We start from the raw sequence: 15,034 nt of genomic DNA on the forward strand, positions 1-15,034 counted from the left end.
GGTTGCTTTCGCTGGTTCACAACAATCCCGGGGCCATCCAGCATGCCCGACGCCGCCACCGAGCCTATAGCACGCATATTCGATTTAGGCGGGTGGTCGACCAGCTTCACCCGATCGTGTGGCGGAGCTAGGGTCGGCCTCATGATTGATCATGTGCGCGACCTGGCGTCTGTACGTGACGCCACCGAACGACTGCTCACCGCAGCCGCCGAACTGGACAACGCCGCCGTGGCCGAGCCGTCACGGCTTCCCGGCTGGAGCCGCGGGCACGTGCTGGCCCATCTGTCCCGCAACGCGGACGCCCTGGTGAACGTCCTGGAGGGGCGCCCCATGTACGCATCCGCCGGCACCCGGGACGCCGACATCGAACGCGACGCGCCGCGCCCCCTGGACGTACAGCTGGCGGACCTGCGCGAGAGCGCGGCCCGCTTCGCGGCGACGGAAGCCGCCCCCGCCGACTGGTCCCGCACGGTGGAGCTGCGCAACGGGGTCACCGACTCCGCGGCCCGGGTGCCGTTCCGGCGCTGGGTCGAGGTCGACCTGCACCACGTGGACCTGGGCATCGGGTACGAGCTGGAGGATCTGCCGGAGGAGTTCACGGCCCGGGAGATCGACTTCCTCGCGGAGCGGTTCGCCGGCCACAAGGACGTTCCCGCCACGACCCTGGACGCCGGCGACGGCCGGGCGCGGACCACGGGCGGGGGCGCCGGGGGCGGGCCCGTCGAGGTGCGCGGAACGGCGGCCGATCTGCTCGGCTGGCTCTGCGGCCGCCGCGACGGCGCCGGTCTGACGGTTCGCGGCGGCCCGCTTCCGGCCCTGCCTCCGCTATAGGCTGCCGTCATGACGTACAGCGGAGCGGTGACGGTCGGCGGCCCGGCCGACGTGCACGAGCTGCAGGACCTGATGATCTCCAAGGTCGCGGTCGGTCCCATGGACAACAACGCGTATCTGCTGCGCTGCCGGGCGACCGACGAGCAGCTGCTGATCGACGCGGCGAACGACGCCTCGACGCTGCTCACCCTGATCGGTGACGACGGCATCGCGTCCGTCGTGACCACCCATCGGCACGGCGACCACTGGCAGGCGCTCGCCGAGGTCGTGGCCGCCACGGGCGCGCGCACCTACGCGGGCGGCGACGACGCCGACGGCATCCCGGTGCCGACCGACGTCCCCCTCCGGGACGGCGACACGGTCCGGGTGGGGAACGTCGAACTCACCGCGCGCCACCTGGTCGGGCACACGCCGGGTTCGATCGCCCTCGTCTACGACGACCCGCACGGGCACCCTCACGTGTTCACGGGCGACTGCCTCTTCCCCGGCGGCGTGGGCAACACGTTCAAGGACCCGGAAGCCTTCGCCCGTCTCCTCCACGACGTCGAGACGAGGATCTTCGACGTACTGCCGGACGAGACGTGGGTGTATCCCGGCCACGGCGACGACACGACGCTGGGCGCCGAGCGCCCGCATCTGCCGGAGTGGAGAGCCCGGGGCTGGTGATCCACCGGCACCGGAGCGGGGCCGCCCGTTCGGGACGGCCCCGCTCCGGTCTCGGAGCGCCGAGGCCGCGCGAGACGGCTGCGACGCAGGTGTTCACGCGACTGCAACACACGTTCCCACCATGCGGACAATTACCGCTGTGACCTGGACAAACGACTGCTTCGCTGCCACTCTCCCGCCATGTACCGACCCCAACGCGCCCTGCGCCCCGCCGTATCCGCCTGCACCGTCGCCCTGCTCGCTCTCGCCGTGGGCTGTGCCCCGCAGCCGCAGAGCGAGGCGTCCGGCAAAGCGTCCGGGGGCACCGCCGAGAGCTGCGCCAAGGGCTCGTTGGACACCCGGGCCTCCGGCAAACTCACCGTCGCCACCGACGAGCCCGCGTACGAACCGTGGTTCAAGGACGACAAGCCCGCCAACAAGAAGGGCTTCGAGTCGGCGGTGACGTACGCCGTGGCGCAGCGGCTCGGCTTCGCCGACGGCGATGTCGTCTGGCAGAGCGTGCCCTTCAACAAGGCCTTCGCCCCCGGTGCGAAGACCTTCGACTTCGACATCAACCAGGTGTCGATCAGCGCCGAACGCAAGAAGGCCGTGGACTTCTCGTCCGGCTACTACGACGTGCGCCAGGCGGTCATCGCGCTGAAGAACTCCAAGGCCGCGAAGGCGACGAGTCTCGCGGACCTCAAGGGCCTGAAGCTGGGCGCACAGGTCGGCACCACGAGCCTTGACTACATCGACGACGTGGTGAAGCCGACCCGGGAGGCGGCCGCGTACGCGAAGAACGACCAGGCCAAGTCCGCCCTGAAGAACGGCCAGGTCGACGCCATCGTCACCGATCTGCCGACCGCCTTCTACATCACGGCCGCCGAGGTGACCGACGCGAGGATCGTCGGGCAGTTCGAGAACAAGGGCGGCACGCCTGAGCAGTTCGGGCTCGTCCTCGACAAGGGCAGCGCGCTGACCTCCTGCGTGACGAAGGCCGTGGACGCCCTGCGCGCGGACGGCACGCTCGCGAAGATCGAGAAGCAGTGGCTGTCCGAGGCCGTCGACGCCCCGGTGCTCAAGTGACGGCGACGAGCGAGCAGTCGGGAGAGGACGCCCCGGCGAAGAGACGTCCGCGGCGAGCACGCCCGGCGGGGGCGTGCTCGAAGCGGAGGCGCCCGACGAGGACATGCCCGAACGCGGCCTGCCCGGTGAAGCGGTGCCCGGGCGGAGCGAGGCGTACGTCCCGTCGCGGCGGAGGATCGAGCGCGAGCGCCACAAGCGCGGCCGGGCCCGCCGTTCGGCGGCCGTGGCCGCGCTCTCCACGCTCGTCACGGCCGTCGTGCTGTACGCCGTCGTGGTCGACGCGCCGGGCTGGCCGCGCACGAGGGAGACGTTCTTCGACGCGTCGTACGCGCGCGAGGCCCTGCCCAAGGTCCTCGACGGTCTCTGGCTCAACCTCAGGCTGTTCGCGGTGTGCGGTGCCGTGGTGCTCCTGCTGGGCACCCTGACAGCCGTGGCCCGCACGCTGAAAGGGCCGGTGTACTGGCCGGTCCGTGCCCTCGCCACCGCGTACACCGACTTCTTCCGCGGCCTGCCACTGATCATCTGTCTGTCGATCGTGGTGTTCGGCGTCCCCGCGCTCCGGTTGCAGGGCGTCACCACCGATCCCGTCCTTCTCGGCGGCGCGGGCCTGGTGCTGACGTATTCGGCGTACGTCGCCGAGGTCGTCCGCGCCGGCATCGAGTCCGTGCACCCCTCGCAGCGGGCCGCGGCACGCTCACTGGGCCTCACCACGCGGCAGACCCTTCGTCATGTGGTGCTGCCCCAGGCGGTACGCCGTCAGGTCCCGCCGCTCCTGAACGACATGGTGTCCCTCCAGAAGGACACCAGCCTCGTCTCGATCGGCGGCGCGGTGGAGGCGATGCGTTCCGCGGACGTCATCGTCGGCCGCAGCCTCAACTACACGGCCTACATCGTCGCGGCGCTGCTGTTCGTGGCCCTGACCATCCCGATGACGCGTTTCACCGACTGGGTCACCGCCCGCATGGACCGGCGCCGCGGCCAGGGAGGCACCGTATGAGCACGGCACCCGTACCCGGCGGTCCGCTGCTGCGGATGGAGTCCGTCCGCAAGACCTTCGGAGACTCGGTCGTCCTGCGGGACGTCGATCTGGAGGTCGCCCCGCACACGGTCACCACGCTGATCGGCGCCTCCGGCTCCGGGAAGTCCACGCTGCTGCGCTGCGCCAACCTCCTGGAGGAGGTGGACGACGGGGCGATCTGGCTGGACGGCGAGGAGATCACCGACCCGCGGACCGACCAGGACGCGGTGCGCCGGCGCATCGGCGTCGTCTTCCAGTCGTACAACCTGTTCCCGCACATGACCGTCCTGGAGAACATCACCCTCGCCCCCCGCCGCGTGCACGGGGTGGGCCGCGCGGACGCCGAGGCACACGCGCGTGAACTGCTCGAACGGCTCGGGCTCGGCGCCAAGGCGGGCGAGTACCCGGACCGGTTGAGCGGTGGCCAGCAGCAACGGGCCGCGATCGTGCGCGCCCTGGCCGTGCGCCCGAGGCTGCTCCTCCTCGACGAGATCACCGCCGCCCTGGACCCCGAGCTCGTGGGCGAGGTCCTGGACGTGGTCCGTGATCTGAAGGAGGACGGCATGACCATGGTGCTGGCCACCCACGAGATGGGCTTCGCGCGCGAGGTCTCGGACCAGGTCTGTTTCCTGGAGGACGGGGTGGTCCTGGAGCGCGGCACGCCCGAGCAGGTCTTCGGCGACCCGCGGCAGGAGCGCACGCGGCGCTTCCTCCGACGGATCGTGGACGCGGGACGCCTGTGACCGCGGGCGGACACGCGCGGCCGGACGTCCACGGCTTCACGTGTCCGCCCGCTCCGCCCTGGTCCGGTCCCGGGCCTGGACCTCGGGCTCAGGTGTCCGCCCGCCCCGTTCCCGCGAGGGCGGCCACCCGCTCCACCGCGAACGCGTACCCCTGCACACCACAGCCCGCGATGACCCCGTCGGCCCGCAGCGAGACGTACGAGTGGTGCCGGAACTCCTCGCGCTGGTGGATGTTGGAGATGTGGACCTCCACCACAGGAAGTCCGTCACAGGTGTTGAGCGCATCCAGGATGGCGATGGAAGTGTGCGAGTAGGCGGCCGGGTTGATCACGATCCCGGCATGGCCGAGGCGGGCCTCGTGGATCCAGTCCACCAGCTCGCCCTCGTGGTTGGACTGCCGGAAGTCCACCGTTCCCCCGTGCGCGGCCGCGGCCTTGGCGCACAGCGCCTCGACGTCCGCCAGCGTGTCGGAGCCGTAGATCTCCGGCTGCCGCTGCCCGAGGAGGTTCAGGTTGGGGCCGTTGAGAATCATGATCGGGGCGTTGGCCAGGGTGCGGGGCACGTTTCCTCCGGTCCTTCGGGTCTGCCGGCCCGTCAAGGACCGCTGCTCGGACCCGGTTTATCACGATGCACCGAAAGGGTGACGACTCGTACGCTCTCGCCATGACGACGCCCTCGTACCCTCCCAAGCCCGTGCCCGGTGACCGGATAGCCGTGATCTCACCGTCCAGCGGTCTGCCCGGCCTCTTCCCGCTTCCGTACGAACTGGGGCTGGAGCGGCTGCGGGAGGAGTTCGGTCTGGAGCCGGTCGAGTACCCGGCGACCCGGAAGACGGGGTCGACGCCGCGGGAACGGGCCGACGACATCCACGCGGCGTTCGCCGACCCGACCGTCAAGGCGGTCATCGCGTCCATCGGCGGCGACGACCAGATCACCGTGCTGCCGCTGCTGGACCGCGCATTGATCCGGGCGAACCCGAAGCCGTTCTTCGGATTCAGCGACAACACGAACTTCCTCGTCCACCTGTGGAACGCCGGAATCGTCGGCTATCACGGCGCGACGGTGATGTGCGAGCTCGGCCGGCCGGGTGCCATGGACCCGCTGACCGCGCAGTCGCTGCGGGCGGCCCTGTTCACCTCCGGCCCCTACGAGCTGCGTCCCGCCGACCATTTCCGCGAGGTCGACGTTCCCTGGGAGGCGCCGGAGAGCTTCCTCGCCGAGCCGCGGACCGAGCCGGCCTCGGGCTGGACCTGGATCCGTCCGGACCAGGTGGTCGAGGGCCGCTCCTGGGGCGGCAACATCGAGATCCTGTCGTGGCTGCTGATGGCCGACCGCGAGATCGCCCGTGATCCTTCCGTGTACGACGGTCACGTGCTGTTCCTGGAGACCTCGGAGGACATGCCCGCGGCCGACGACGTCTTCTGGATCCTGCGTGCCATGGGCGAGCGCGGCCTGCTGCGGCGCTTTCCGGCGCTGCTCATGGGCCGGCCGAAGGCGTGGTCGTTCCGGCGGCCTCTCGAACCGGAGGCCAGGGCCCGATACGCCCGGGACCAGCGCGAAGCGGTCCTGCGTGCCGTCGATGCCTACGCCCCGGACATGACGGTCGTCTTCGACGTGGACCTCGGTCACACCGATCCGCAGATCGTCATTCCCTACGGAGGGACCGTCCGGGTCGACGGCCCGGCCCGGCGCATCACCGTCACCTACTGACGCACGCCGCGCTCCCGTGCGCCCCCGTAACCGCCGATCACTGTGGGTAGTTGATCCGGTATGCACGATGTACGCACCGTAAGAACGCCTTCCATGCTGCGGCTCGCGGCCGCCTCGCTCACCGGGACGGCCATCGAGTTCTACGACTTCTTCGTCTACGGGACGGCCGCGGCGCTGGTGCTCGGACCGCTGTTCTTCCCGACGTTCTCGCCGCTGGCGGGGACGCTGGCGGCCTTCGCGACGTTCGGCGTCGGTTTCGTCGCCCGCCCGCTGGGCTCGGTGCTGTTCGGACACATCGGGGACCGGCGCGGTCGGCGGCCGGTGCTGCTGGCCTCGCTGCTGCTGACCGGCGCGGCGACCGTCGCCGTCGGCTGTGTTCCGACGTACGACCGGATCGGTTCCGCGGCTCCCGTGCTGCTTCTGGTGCTGCGTTTCCTCCAGGGCCTCGGACTCGGCGGCGAATGGGGCGGGGCGGTACTGCTGACGGCCGAGCACGCGCCCGCCGGGCGGCGCGGGCTGTGGTCGAGTTTCCCCCAGATCGGCCCCTCCCTCGGATTCGTGCTGGCCAACGGGGTGATGCTGGCGCTGTCGTCCACGCTGTCCGACGCGCAGTTCGCCCAGTGGGGCTGGCGGGTGCCGTTCTGGGCGGCGGGGGTGCTCGCGGCGGCCGGGCTGTGGCTGCGCGGTTCGCTGGAGGAGAGTCCGCGGTTCCTCGAACTGGGGGACCACGCGCGCGTGCCGCTCGCCGAGGTGGTGCGTGACCACTGGCGGCTCGTCCTGCTCACGGCCGGCGGACTCGCCGTCGGATACGCCGTCTTCTACGCGGTGACGACGTGGGCGCTCGCCTACGGCATCGGACGGCTCGGCGTGAGCCGCGCCGTCATGCTCGCCTGCATCATGGCCGCCGTCGTGGTGCAGGGAGCGCTGACGCCCCTGGTGGCCCTCCTGGGGGACCGCTACGGGCGACGGCCCCTGTGCATGGCCGGCTGCGCGGGCGTCGCGCTGTGGATGTTCCCGATGATCGGCCTGCTGTCGACCGGCGAACCGCTGCTGATGTTCCTCGGGTTCCTGGTGGCACTCATCGCGTTCGTCACCATGTTCGCGGTGATCGCCGTGTATCTGCCGGAGCTGTACGAGCCGCGGGTGCGCTGCACGGGCGCGGCCGTCGGCTACAACCTCGGCGGGGTCCTCGGTGGCGCGCTCACGCCGCTCGTGGCGACGGCGGTGGCGAGCGGAGAGCGCGTGCCGTGGGGCGTGGCCGCCTATCTGACGGGGATCGCGCTGCTGAGCCTCGGCTGCTTCGCGCTGCTGCCGGAGACCCGGCCGGTGCCCAGGCTGACGGTCGTCCCCGTGACGGAGTGACTGCCGGTCAGGGGTTGATGGCCAGTTCCAGATAGGCGGCGAACACGACGAGATGCACGCCTCCCTGGAGCGGGGTGGCCCGCCCGGGAACGACCGTCAGGGAACTCACGACGACGGTCAGCGCGAGCAGCACCATCTCGGTGGCGCCGAGGCCGAGAACGAGAGGCCCGGAGAGCCAGACCGAAGCCAGGGCGACGGCGGGGATGGTCAGTCCGATGCTGGCCATCGCGGATCCGAGAGCGAGGTTGAGGCTGGTCTGCACCCGGTCCCTGCGGGCGGAGCGCAGTGCCGCGATGGTCTCCGGGAGCAGCACGAGCAGGGCGATGATCACACCGACCACGGAGTGCGGCATACCGGCCGCCTCGACCCCGGACTCGATGGTGGGCGACACACCCTTGGCGAGGCCGACCACACCGACGAGGGCCAGCCCGAGGAGCCCGAGGCTGAACCCTGCCTCGCGGGCGGAGGGGGCGTCGGCGTGCTCGTCCACGTCGATGATCTTGCCCTGCTGGGTGATCGGCAGGAAGTAGTCACGGTGCCGGACGGTCTGGGTCGCCACGAACAGGCCGTACAGCACGAGGGAGGCGACCGCGGCGAAGGTGAGCTGTGCGGTGGAGAACTCGGGGCCCGGCTTGCTGGTGGTGAAGGTCGGGAAGACGAGGCTGAGCGTGGCGAGCGTGGCAACGGTCGCCAGGGCGGCTCCGGTTCCCTCGGCGTTGAACACGGCGAGGCCGTGGCGCAGTGACGCGACGAGCAGACACACGCCGACGATCCCGTTGCAGGTGATCATCACGGCCGCGAACACGGTGTCGCGGGCCAGGGTCGAACTCTTGGCGCCGCCGTCCGCCATCAGGGTCACGATGAGGGCGACTTCGATGATCGTGACCGCGACGGCGAGGACGAGGGATCCGAAGGGTTCCCCCACCCGGTGGGCGACCACCTCGGCGTGGTGCACGGCGGCGAGCACGGAACCCGCGAGGACCAGTGTCACCAGGACGACGACCGCGCCCGGCAGGTGGCGCCCCCAGGTGAGGGCCAGCAGCACCACCGCGATCACGGGCACCACGGCGGTCCACCGCGTCACGAGTGACCTGAGCCGAACGATCATGCCGCGATCGTCGCAGCCGGAGGCCTGCCCCGCACTCCGGCGGCTCGGGGTGCGCCCCGGAACCGCGGAGGACGGGTCCGGGCGGGCACCGGGAACGGTGCCCGGGTGCCGTCCGGTACCGGGAGCGGTGACCGGCGATGCTCCACGCACCGCTCCCGGGGGTGACCGTCGCCGCGTCCCGCGCGGTCAGGCGTCAACGCTCTCCTTCGAGTCGCTTTCGGTCCGATCGCGCGCCGCCTGCTTCCTGGTGGCGGTCAGGCTGGTGATCGTGGTGACCACGAGGACCGTACAGATCACGCCGAGCGAGACCGGGATGGATATCTCGGGGACATGGACGCCGGACTCGTGCAGGGCGTGCAGGACGAGCTTGACGCCGATGAACCCGAGGATGACCGACAGGCCGTAGCTGAGGTGGACCAGCTTCTTGAGCAGGCCGCCGATGAGGAAGTACAGCTGCCTCAGACCCATCAGCGCGAAGGCGTTGGCCGTGAAGACGATGTACGGGTCCTGGGTCAGGCCGAAGATCGCGGGGATCGAGTCGAGCGCGAAGAGCACGTCGGTGGTGCCGATCGCCAGCATCACGACCAGCATCGGCGTCATGACGCGCTTGCCGTTCCGCCGGATCCACAGCTTGGTGCCGTGATAGCGGTCGGCCACGCCGAACCGCTGCTCAGCGGCCTTGAGCAGCCTGTTCTCCTCGAACTCCTCGTCGTCCCCGTCAGCCCGGGCCTCCTGGATCAGTTTCCAGGCGGTGTAGATGAGGAACGCGCCGAAGATGTAGAAGACCCAGGCGAAGTTCGCGATGATCGCGGCACCGGCGGCGATGAACGCCGCGCGCAGGACGAGGGCTATCAGGACACCCACGAGGAGCACGCGCTGCTGGTACTTCGAGGGCACCGCGAACTTCGCCATGATCAGGACGAAGACGAAGAGGTTGTCGACGCTCAGCGACTTCTCGGTGATGAAGCCGGCGAAGAACTCTCCGGCCGGCTGTCCGCCGGCGAAGAGGAGCAGTCCGAGTCCGAACAGCCCGGCGAGGGCGATCCAGACGACGGTCCAGATTCCGGCTTCCTTGATCGATACGTCGTGCGGCTTGCGGCCGATGAAGAAGTCGACCGCGATCAGTGCGGCCAGCCCCACGATGGTCAGGACCCACAGGGTCAGGGAAACATCCACTGCGCCTCCGGTAGTACGTAACGGCAGTTTTCAGCATCGTTCGCCACCGGAGGTCTCTTCCGCCCGAGGCCGCCCGGGGCGCTCGAAGCGCCCCGGAGTCTGCGGGCCGACGTCCCGGGATCCGACTCGATCCGTATTGACGGGTACGCCGCAGCAGGTAGGGAGTACTCCCCTCCGAATGGAAAAAGAGTACCCGAATCACCAAGGAAAGGTAAAGGGATGAGTAAAAGAAGTTCCAAGTTCGCTGGTTAGAGAGCTTTACTGTTGCTTGGTGAAGCTGTTTGACCTCTCAGGCCGGCAGGTTCACGAGGATCCGGAAGGGCCGGGGCGGGTCGGCCCGGGCAGGCGGCTGGGGCGTCGGTCGGCCGGGTGGGTCGGCTGGAGTCGGCCGGTCGGGTCGGGGTCAGCGGTTCCACGACCGGCGGGCCGCCGCCACCTGAGCGAGGACCTGCTGCAGCACCTGGCTGTTCGCGGGCACGAGCGAGGGCTCGTACGTCCACGCGTGCCCGACCCAGGGGTCGGCGAGATGGTCGTCGGGCACCGGTGTGATCCGCAGCAGCGACCGCCAGAGCGGGTCGAGCAGGGGTCCGTACTCCGCCGCGTCCTCCCGGTCGGCCACCATCATCAGATGGACACCGACGGCCGGCCCCTCGTCCGCCAGGTAGCGGAGCTGGGTGACGGCGCGGTCGTCGAAACCGTGCGGGAAGTCGTTGACGATCAGCAGCTGCTCGGCTGTGTCGAGGCCCGGCGGCAGCGAGTCCGCCGCTCCCCCGCGCAACGCCATCTGCACCAGGTCGACGCGCTGGGTGAGGCGGTTCAGCACGTCCGCCACGCCCGCGGCACCCGCGGCCGGAGGGCCGGCGAGCACGCCGGACTGCGTCAGGGGCGCCAGGGCCGAGGCTCCGGAGCCGGCCGGGTCGATGACCTGCACGGTGAACTCACCCGCGGGATACACGGCGAGCAAACGGGCGGCGTGCGCGACGGCGGTGTCCAGGGCGAGGCGGCGTACGTGGTCGGAATCGGCGAGCGTGCCGTCCAGAGAGGTGCGCCCGCTGTCGATCCACAGGCCGCGCTCCAGCGGCAGTCGCACGAGCATCGGGATGCTCAGGTTCTCGGTCTCGGGCAGACGGAGGTCGCCGAGCCGCAGCGCCATGGGTATCTCCATGGGCGCGCGGTAGCCGTGCCAGACCGGGTTGTCCCAGCTCGCGTAGGCCATCGGCAGCGCGGGCTCCACCACCTCGGCCTCGGCGGTGAGCTGGGCGAGGTCCCGGTCGAGAGCGGCTCTGGCCTGGTCGACCAGCTGCGCGTGTTTGGTGCGGGCGGCCTCGCGAGCGGCGTCGCCCTGCCCCCCGATCCGGCTGCGCGGGTCGGAGAGGACCTGGTCGAGCTCCTTCTCCATGCGGGAGTCGGCGAAGTCGACGGCGCTGCGGTACGCGGCGACGGTCCGGGCCAGGTCCTCGAACATCCCCCAGACCTGGTTGTACAGCCGCTCCTCCATGGACCAGCCGGTCGCGTCTCCCGCGACCGGCTGTGCGGGCTGTCCGGGCTGGGCCGGCGGCGCGGTCGGCGGGGGCGGCGGCGGAGCGGTGGTCTGCCGGCCGGGGTGGCTGTAGTTGATCGTGCCACCGGCGGTGGACGACGACGGCTGGGCGGCCGAGGGCGGGTCGGGCTGTGCGGGACCCCCCGGACGACCGGCCTGGGAAGCCGTGGTTCCCGACGGACCGGGCTGGTACGGGGTGTGCTGCGGCGGAACGGTCCCTGGAGTGCCCTGCGGTCCAGCTCCCGCATAGGGCTGCTCCGGTCCCGGCGCCGAGGCGGCGGCCTGTCGCGACCGGTCCGCGTCCGGGGTGCGGGGCGGGGGCGCCGAGACCGACCGCGCCAGGCCCTGGGCCACCGCTTCGTCGATGCCGGCCGCGAGTTCCCGGGCCTCCGGAAGCCCCTGGTCGGCAAGGAGTTCGGCGAGGCCGCCCGCGTAGCCCTGACCGACCGCCCGCACCTTCCAGGCGCCCTGCCTGCGATAGAGCTCCAGGGCCACGACGGCGGACTCGGCGTCCAGTCCGGTCAGGGTGTAGCTGGCGACCTCGAGGCCGTCGAGGCCGGTGACCGCGACGAAGGGGGCGGCGACGGCGCCGAACCGGACCGGTCCGCCGACACCGGTGGGCAGCGCGAGCAGCACGCTGACCCGGTGCACGGCCTGCGGCAGGGCGTCCAGGTCGAAGGCCAGACGGTGATCGGCCGCCGCCTGCTGAGAGACCTCGAGCCCGGGAAGCGTGGGCGCGCCGGGGTGGGCCACCCACTCGACGCCCCGGACCTTCCCCTGCTCGTCGCTGAGCGTGGCTCCTGCCACGATCGGCTTCCCGGCCGAGATACGGACCTCGAGACGGACCTCGGGGAGCGGGTGGTTCTGCCCCCTGACCAGCTCGGCCGTCATCGTCTTGTCCCCCTGTGTCGTTGTGTGCGTGTGCGCCGGCCGCTCAGAGGTGCGGCAGGATGGTGGGCATCAGGTCCTGGAACGTGCGGCCGTTGGCCGGCGTGCCGAGCGCCGTCATCTGCCAGCCGGTTCCGGAGCGGTGCACCTTGGCCATGATCTGGGCCGTGTACTGGCCGCCGCCCGCCAGGGTGTAGCGGGCGAGTTCCTGGCCGTTGGTCTCGTCGACCAGGCGGCAGAACGCGTTCTGCACTTCCTGGAAGGTCTGGCCCGTGAAGGAGTTCACGGTGAAGACGATCTGGTCGATGTGGACCGGGACGCGCTGCAGGTCGACGAGGATGGACTCGTCGTCACCGCCCTGGCCCGCGCCGCCGACGAGGTTGTCACCGGTGTGCCGCACCGAGCCGTCGTCGCTGACGAGGTGGCGGAAGAACACCACGTCGACGGGCTGCTTGTCCGCGAACAGCACGGCGGACGCGTCGAGGTCGATCTCCCGGGTGCGCGAGCCGAACAGGCCGCGCCGGGGGGCCGCCTGCCAGCCGAGTCCCATACGGACCGCGGTCAGCGTGCCCCCGTCGTTCTTCTGCAGACTGATGGCCTGACCCTTGGTCATGTTGACCGTCACGCGCTGTTCCCCTCTCGAACTGTCCCCTGTTGCCGCGGAATCCGCGGATGAACAGAACCCTACGCAGCGGCACTGACAGCGCCGAACCCTGGGACGGACTTTGTGTCGGTCTTGCAACACACCGCGCGTCGCGCGAGGTCCGGTGCCGTCGACCAGCGTCAGGCGATTCCCGCCTCCTTCATCTGCCGCAGCTCCTTCTTCATCTCGGACACCTCGTCGCGCAGGCGGGCCGCGATCTCGAACTGCAGGTCGGCCGCCGCGGCGCGCATCCGCTCCGTCAGATCCTCGATCTGCTGGGCGAGTTCGGCCGCGGGGCGGTCGGTCGGCACGGCCTCCTTGCCCTTGGCGGACCTGGCGGCACCGGCCGCCTTGCCGCCGAGCGCGGGCACGGGGGCCTTGGCACCCTTGCCGTCCTTCGTCTTGCGGTAGCCGGAACCGAGCAGCTGCTCGGTGTCGACGTCCTCGCGGGCGATCTGCGCCACGATGTCGTTGATCTTCTTGCGGAGGGGCTGCGGGTCGATGCCCCGCTCCTTGTTGTACGCGATCTGCTTCTCCCGGCGGCGGTTGGTCTCCTCGATGGCCTTCTCCATCGCCGGGGTGATCCTGTCCGCGTACATATGGACCTGGCCGGAGACATTGCGCGCCGCGCGGCCGATGGTCTGGATCAGGGAGGTTCCCGAGCGCAGGAAGCCCTCCTTGTCGGCGTCGAGGATCGCCACCAGGGAGACCTCGGGAAGGTCGAGACCCTCGCGCAGCAGGTTGATGCCGACCAGGACGTCGAACTCGCCGGCACGCAGTTCGCGCAGCAGCTCGACGCGGCGCAGGGTGTCGACGTCGCTGTGCAGGTAGCGCACCTGGATGCCCAGTTCCAGGAAGTAGTCGGTGAGGTCCTCGGCCATCTTCTTGGTGAGCGTGGTGACCAGGACGCGTTCGTCCTTCTCGGTGCGCTGCCGGATCTCGTGCACCAGGTCGTCGATCTGGCCCTCGGTGGACTTGACGACCACCTGGGGGTCGACCAGGCCGGTGGGACGGATGATCTGCTCGACGTAGCCGTCCGAGCGGGACAGTTCGTAGGCACCCGGGGTCGCCGAGAGGTAGACGGTCTGGCCGATGCGCTGCTGGAACTCCTCCCACTTCAGGGGGCGGTTGTCCAGGGCGGAGGGCAGCCGGAAGCCGTGGTCGACGAGGGTGCGCTTGCGGGAGGCGTCGCCCTCGTACATCGCGCCGATCTGCGGAACGGTGACGTGCGACTCGTCGATGACGAGCAGGAAGTCGTCCGGGAAGTAGTCGATCAGTGTGTTCGGCGGGGAGCCGGGTTCACGGCCGTCGAAGTGCATCGAGTAGTTCTCGACACCGGAGCAGGAGCCGATCTGGCGGAGCATCTCGATGTCGTAGGTCGTCCGCATGCGCAGGCGCTGGGCCTCCAGGAGCTTGCTCTGCTTCTCCAGCTCGGCGAGCCGCTCCCCCAGTTCCTTCTCGATGTCGTTGACGGCGCGTTCCATGCGCTCGGGACCCGCCACGTAGTGGGACGCGGGGAAGACGTAGATCTGGTCGTCGTCGCTGATGACCTCGCCGGTGAGCGGGTGCAGCGTGGACAGGGCCTCGATCTCGTCGCCGAACATCTCGATGCGGACCGCGAGCTCCTCGTAGACCGGGAAGATCTCGATGGTGTCGCCGCGCACCCGGAACGTGCCGCGGGCGAAGGCCACGTCGTTGCGGGTGTACTGGATGTCGACGAAGCGGCGCAGCAGGTCGTCGCGGTCGATCTCGTCGCCGACCTTGAGGCTGACCATCCGGTCCACGTACTCCTGCGGCGTGCCGAGGCCGTAGATGCAGGACACCGAGGCGACCACGACGACATCGCGGCGGGTCAGCAGGGAGTTGGTCGCGGAGTGGCGCAGGCGCTCCACCTCCTCGTTGATCGAGGAGTCCTTCTCGATGTAGGTGTCCGACTGCGGGACGTACGCCTCGGGCTGGTAGTAGTCGTAGTACGAGACGAAGTATTCGACCGCGTTGTTCGGCAGCAGCTCGCGGAACTCGTTGGCCAGCTGGGCGGCCAGCGTCTTGTTCGGTGCCATGACGAGCGTGGGGCGCTGGAGCTTCTCGATCATCCACGCGGTGGTGGCGGACTTGCCGGTGCCGGTCGCGCCCAGCAGGACGACATCCTTCTCACCTGCGCGGATGCGCCTTTCCAGGTCGGCGATGGCCGTGGGCTGGTCACCGCTCGGCTGAAAGTGGCTGACGACCTCGAAGGGCGCCACCGAACGTTCGATCTTGGATACGGGCCGCATGGATCCACCGT

At 70.2% G+C, this 15,034-nt stretch carries 13 protein-coding genes; 7 read left to right on the forward strand and 6 right to left on the reverse strand.

Translation table 11 applies throughout. The features are described 5' to 3' along the window. The first annotated feature begins 141 nt into the window (after positions 1-141). The 5 genes from ACH4S8_RS18370 to ACH4S8_RS18390 all read left to right on the forward strand — a co-directional run bounded on the left by ACH4S8_RS18370 (position 142) and on the right by ACH4S8_RS18390 (position 4,323). Positions 142-831, forward strand: a complete 690-nt coding sequence (locus ACH4S8_RS18370) for a maleylpyruvate isomerase family mycothiol-dependent enzyme (protein ID WP_398395118.1) — start codon at positions 142-144, stop codon at positions 829-831. A 9-nt stretch (positions 832-840) separates the two neighbouring features. Then, positions 841-1,497 (forward strand): MBL fold metallo-hydrolase, encoded by a 657-nt coding sequence (locus tag ACH4S8_RS18375; RefSeq protein WP_398395120.1) that lies wholly within the window; start codon positions 841-843, stop codon positions 1,495-1,497. A gap of 180 nt (positions 1,498-1,677) precedes the next feature. After that, positions 1,678-2,562, forward strand: a complete 885-nt coding sequence (locus tag ACH4S8_RS18380; RefSeq protein ID WP_398395122.1) for an ABC transporter substrate-binding protein — start codon at positions 1,678-1,680, stop codon at positions 2,560-2,562. Between the two features lie 103 nt (positions 2,563-2,665). Continuing rightward, positions 2,666-3,559 carry an amino acid ABC transporter permease gene (locus ACH4S8_RS18385; protein WP_398395890.1) on the forward strand — a complete coding sequence of 298 codons (894 nt, stop codon included), beginning with the start codon at positions 2,666-2,668 and terminating at the stop codon, positions 3,557-3,559. After that, positions 3,556-4,323, forward strand: coding sequence for an amino acid ABC transporter ATP-binding protein (locus tag ACH4S8_RS18390; protein WP_398395124.1), 768 nt, complete (start codon positions 3,556-3,558; stop codon positions 4,321-4,323). The genes ACH4S8_RS18385 and ACH4S8_RS18390 overlap by 4 nt, the downstream gene beginning before the upstream one ends. A gap of 88 nt (positions 4,324-4,411) precedes the next feature. Here ACH4S8_RS18390 and aroQ read toward each other — a convergent pair whose 3' ends face one another. Then, positions 4,412-4,885, reverse strand: coding sequence for a type II 3-dehydroquinate dehydratase (gene aroQ / locus ACH4S8_RS18395; protein ID WP_398395126.1), 474 nt, complete (start codon positions 4,883-4,885; stop codon positions 4,412-4,414). Positions 4,886-4,986: 101 nt separating this feature from the next. Here aroQ and ACH4S8_RS18400 point away from each other — a divergent pair, with 101 nt between their 5' ends. Then, complete coding sequence (locus ACH4S8_RS18400; protein WP_398395128.1) at positions 4,987-6,033, forward strand: S66 peptidase family protein; 1,047 nt, start codon at positions 4,987-4,989, stop codon at positions 6,031-6,033. A gap of 60 nt (positions 6,034-6,093) precedes the next feature. Beyond that, positions 6,094-7,395 carry an MFS transporter gene (locus tag ACH4S8_RS18405; RefSeq protein ID WP_398395130.1) on the forward strand — a complete coding sequence of 434 codons (1,302 nt, stop codon included), beginning with the start codon at positions 6,094-6,096 and terminating at the stop codon, positions 7,393-7,395. A gap of 7 nt (positions 7,396-7,402) precedes the next feature. Here the strand turns inward: ACH4S8_RS18405 and ACH4S8_RS18410 are convergent, their stop codons facing one another. From ACH4S8_RS18410 to uvrB, 5 genes are all read right to left on the reverse strand, one after another. Beyond that, complete coding sequence (locus ACH4S8_RS18410; protein WP_398395132.1) at positions 7,403-8,503, reverse strand: calcium:proton antiporter; 1,101 nt, start codon at positions 8,501-8,503, stop codon at positions 7,403-7,405. Between the two features lie 186 nt (positions 8,504-8,689). Continuing rightward, positions 8,690-9,679, reverse strand: a complete 990-nt coding sequence (locus tag ACH4S8_RS18415) for a TerC family protein (RefSeq protein WP_398395134.1) — start codon at positions 9,677-9,679, stop codon at positions 8,690-8,692. Positions 9,680-10,082: 403 nt separating this feature from the next. Then, positions 10,083-12,110, reverse strand: coding sequence for a TerD family protein (locus tag ACH4S8_RS18420; protein ID WP_398395136.1), 2,028 nt, complete (start codon positions 12,108-12,110; stop codon positions 10,083-10,085). A 43-nt stretch (positions 12,111-12,153) separates the two neighbouring features. Further along, a complete protein-coding gene (locus tag ACH4S8_RS18425; protein WP_398395138.1) occupies positions 12,154-12,732 on the reverse strand; it encodes a TerD family protein in 579 nt (192 codons plus the stop codon). Positions 12,733-12,890: 158 nt separating this feature from the next. Next, the gene (gene uvrB, locus ACH4S8_RS18430; RefSeq protein WP_398395140.1) at positions 12,891-15,023 is read right to left on the reverse strand and encodes an excinuclease ABC subunit UvrB; all 2,133 of its coding nucleotides are present in this window, start codon (positions 15,021-15,023) and stop codon (positions 12,891-12,893) included. Between the last annotated feature and the right edge of the window lie 11 nt (positions 15,024-15,034).

The sequence above is a fragment of the Streptomyces sp. NPDC021080 genome (assembly GCF_044333225.1).
Taxonomy (GTDB): domain Bacteria; phylum Actinomycetota; class Actinomycetes; order Streptomycetales; family Streptomycetaceae; genus Streptomyces.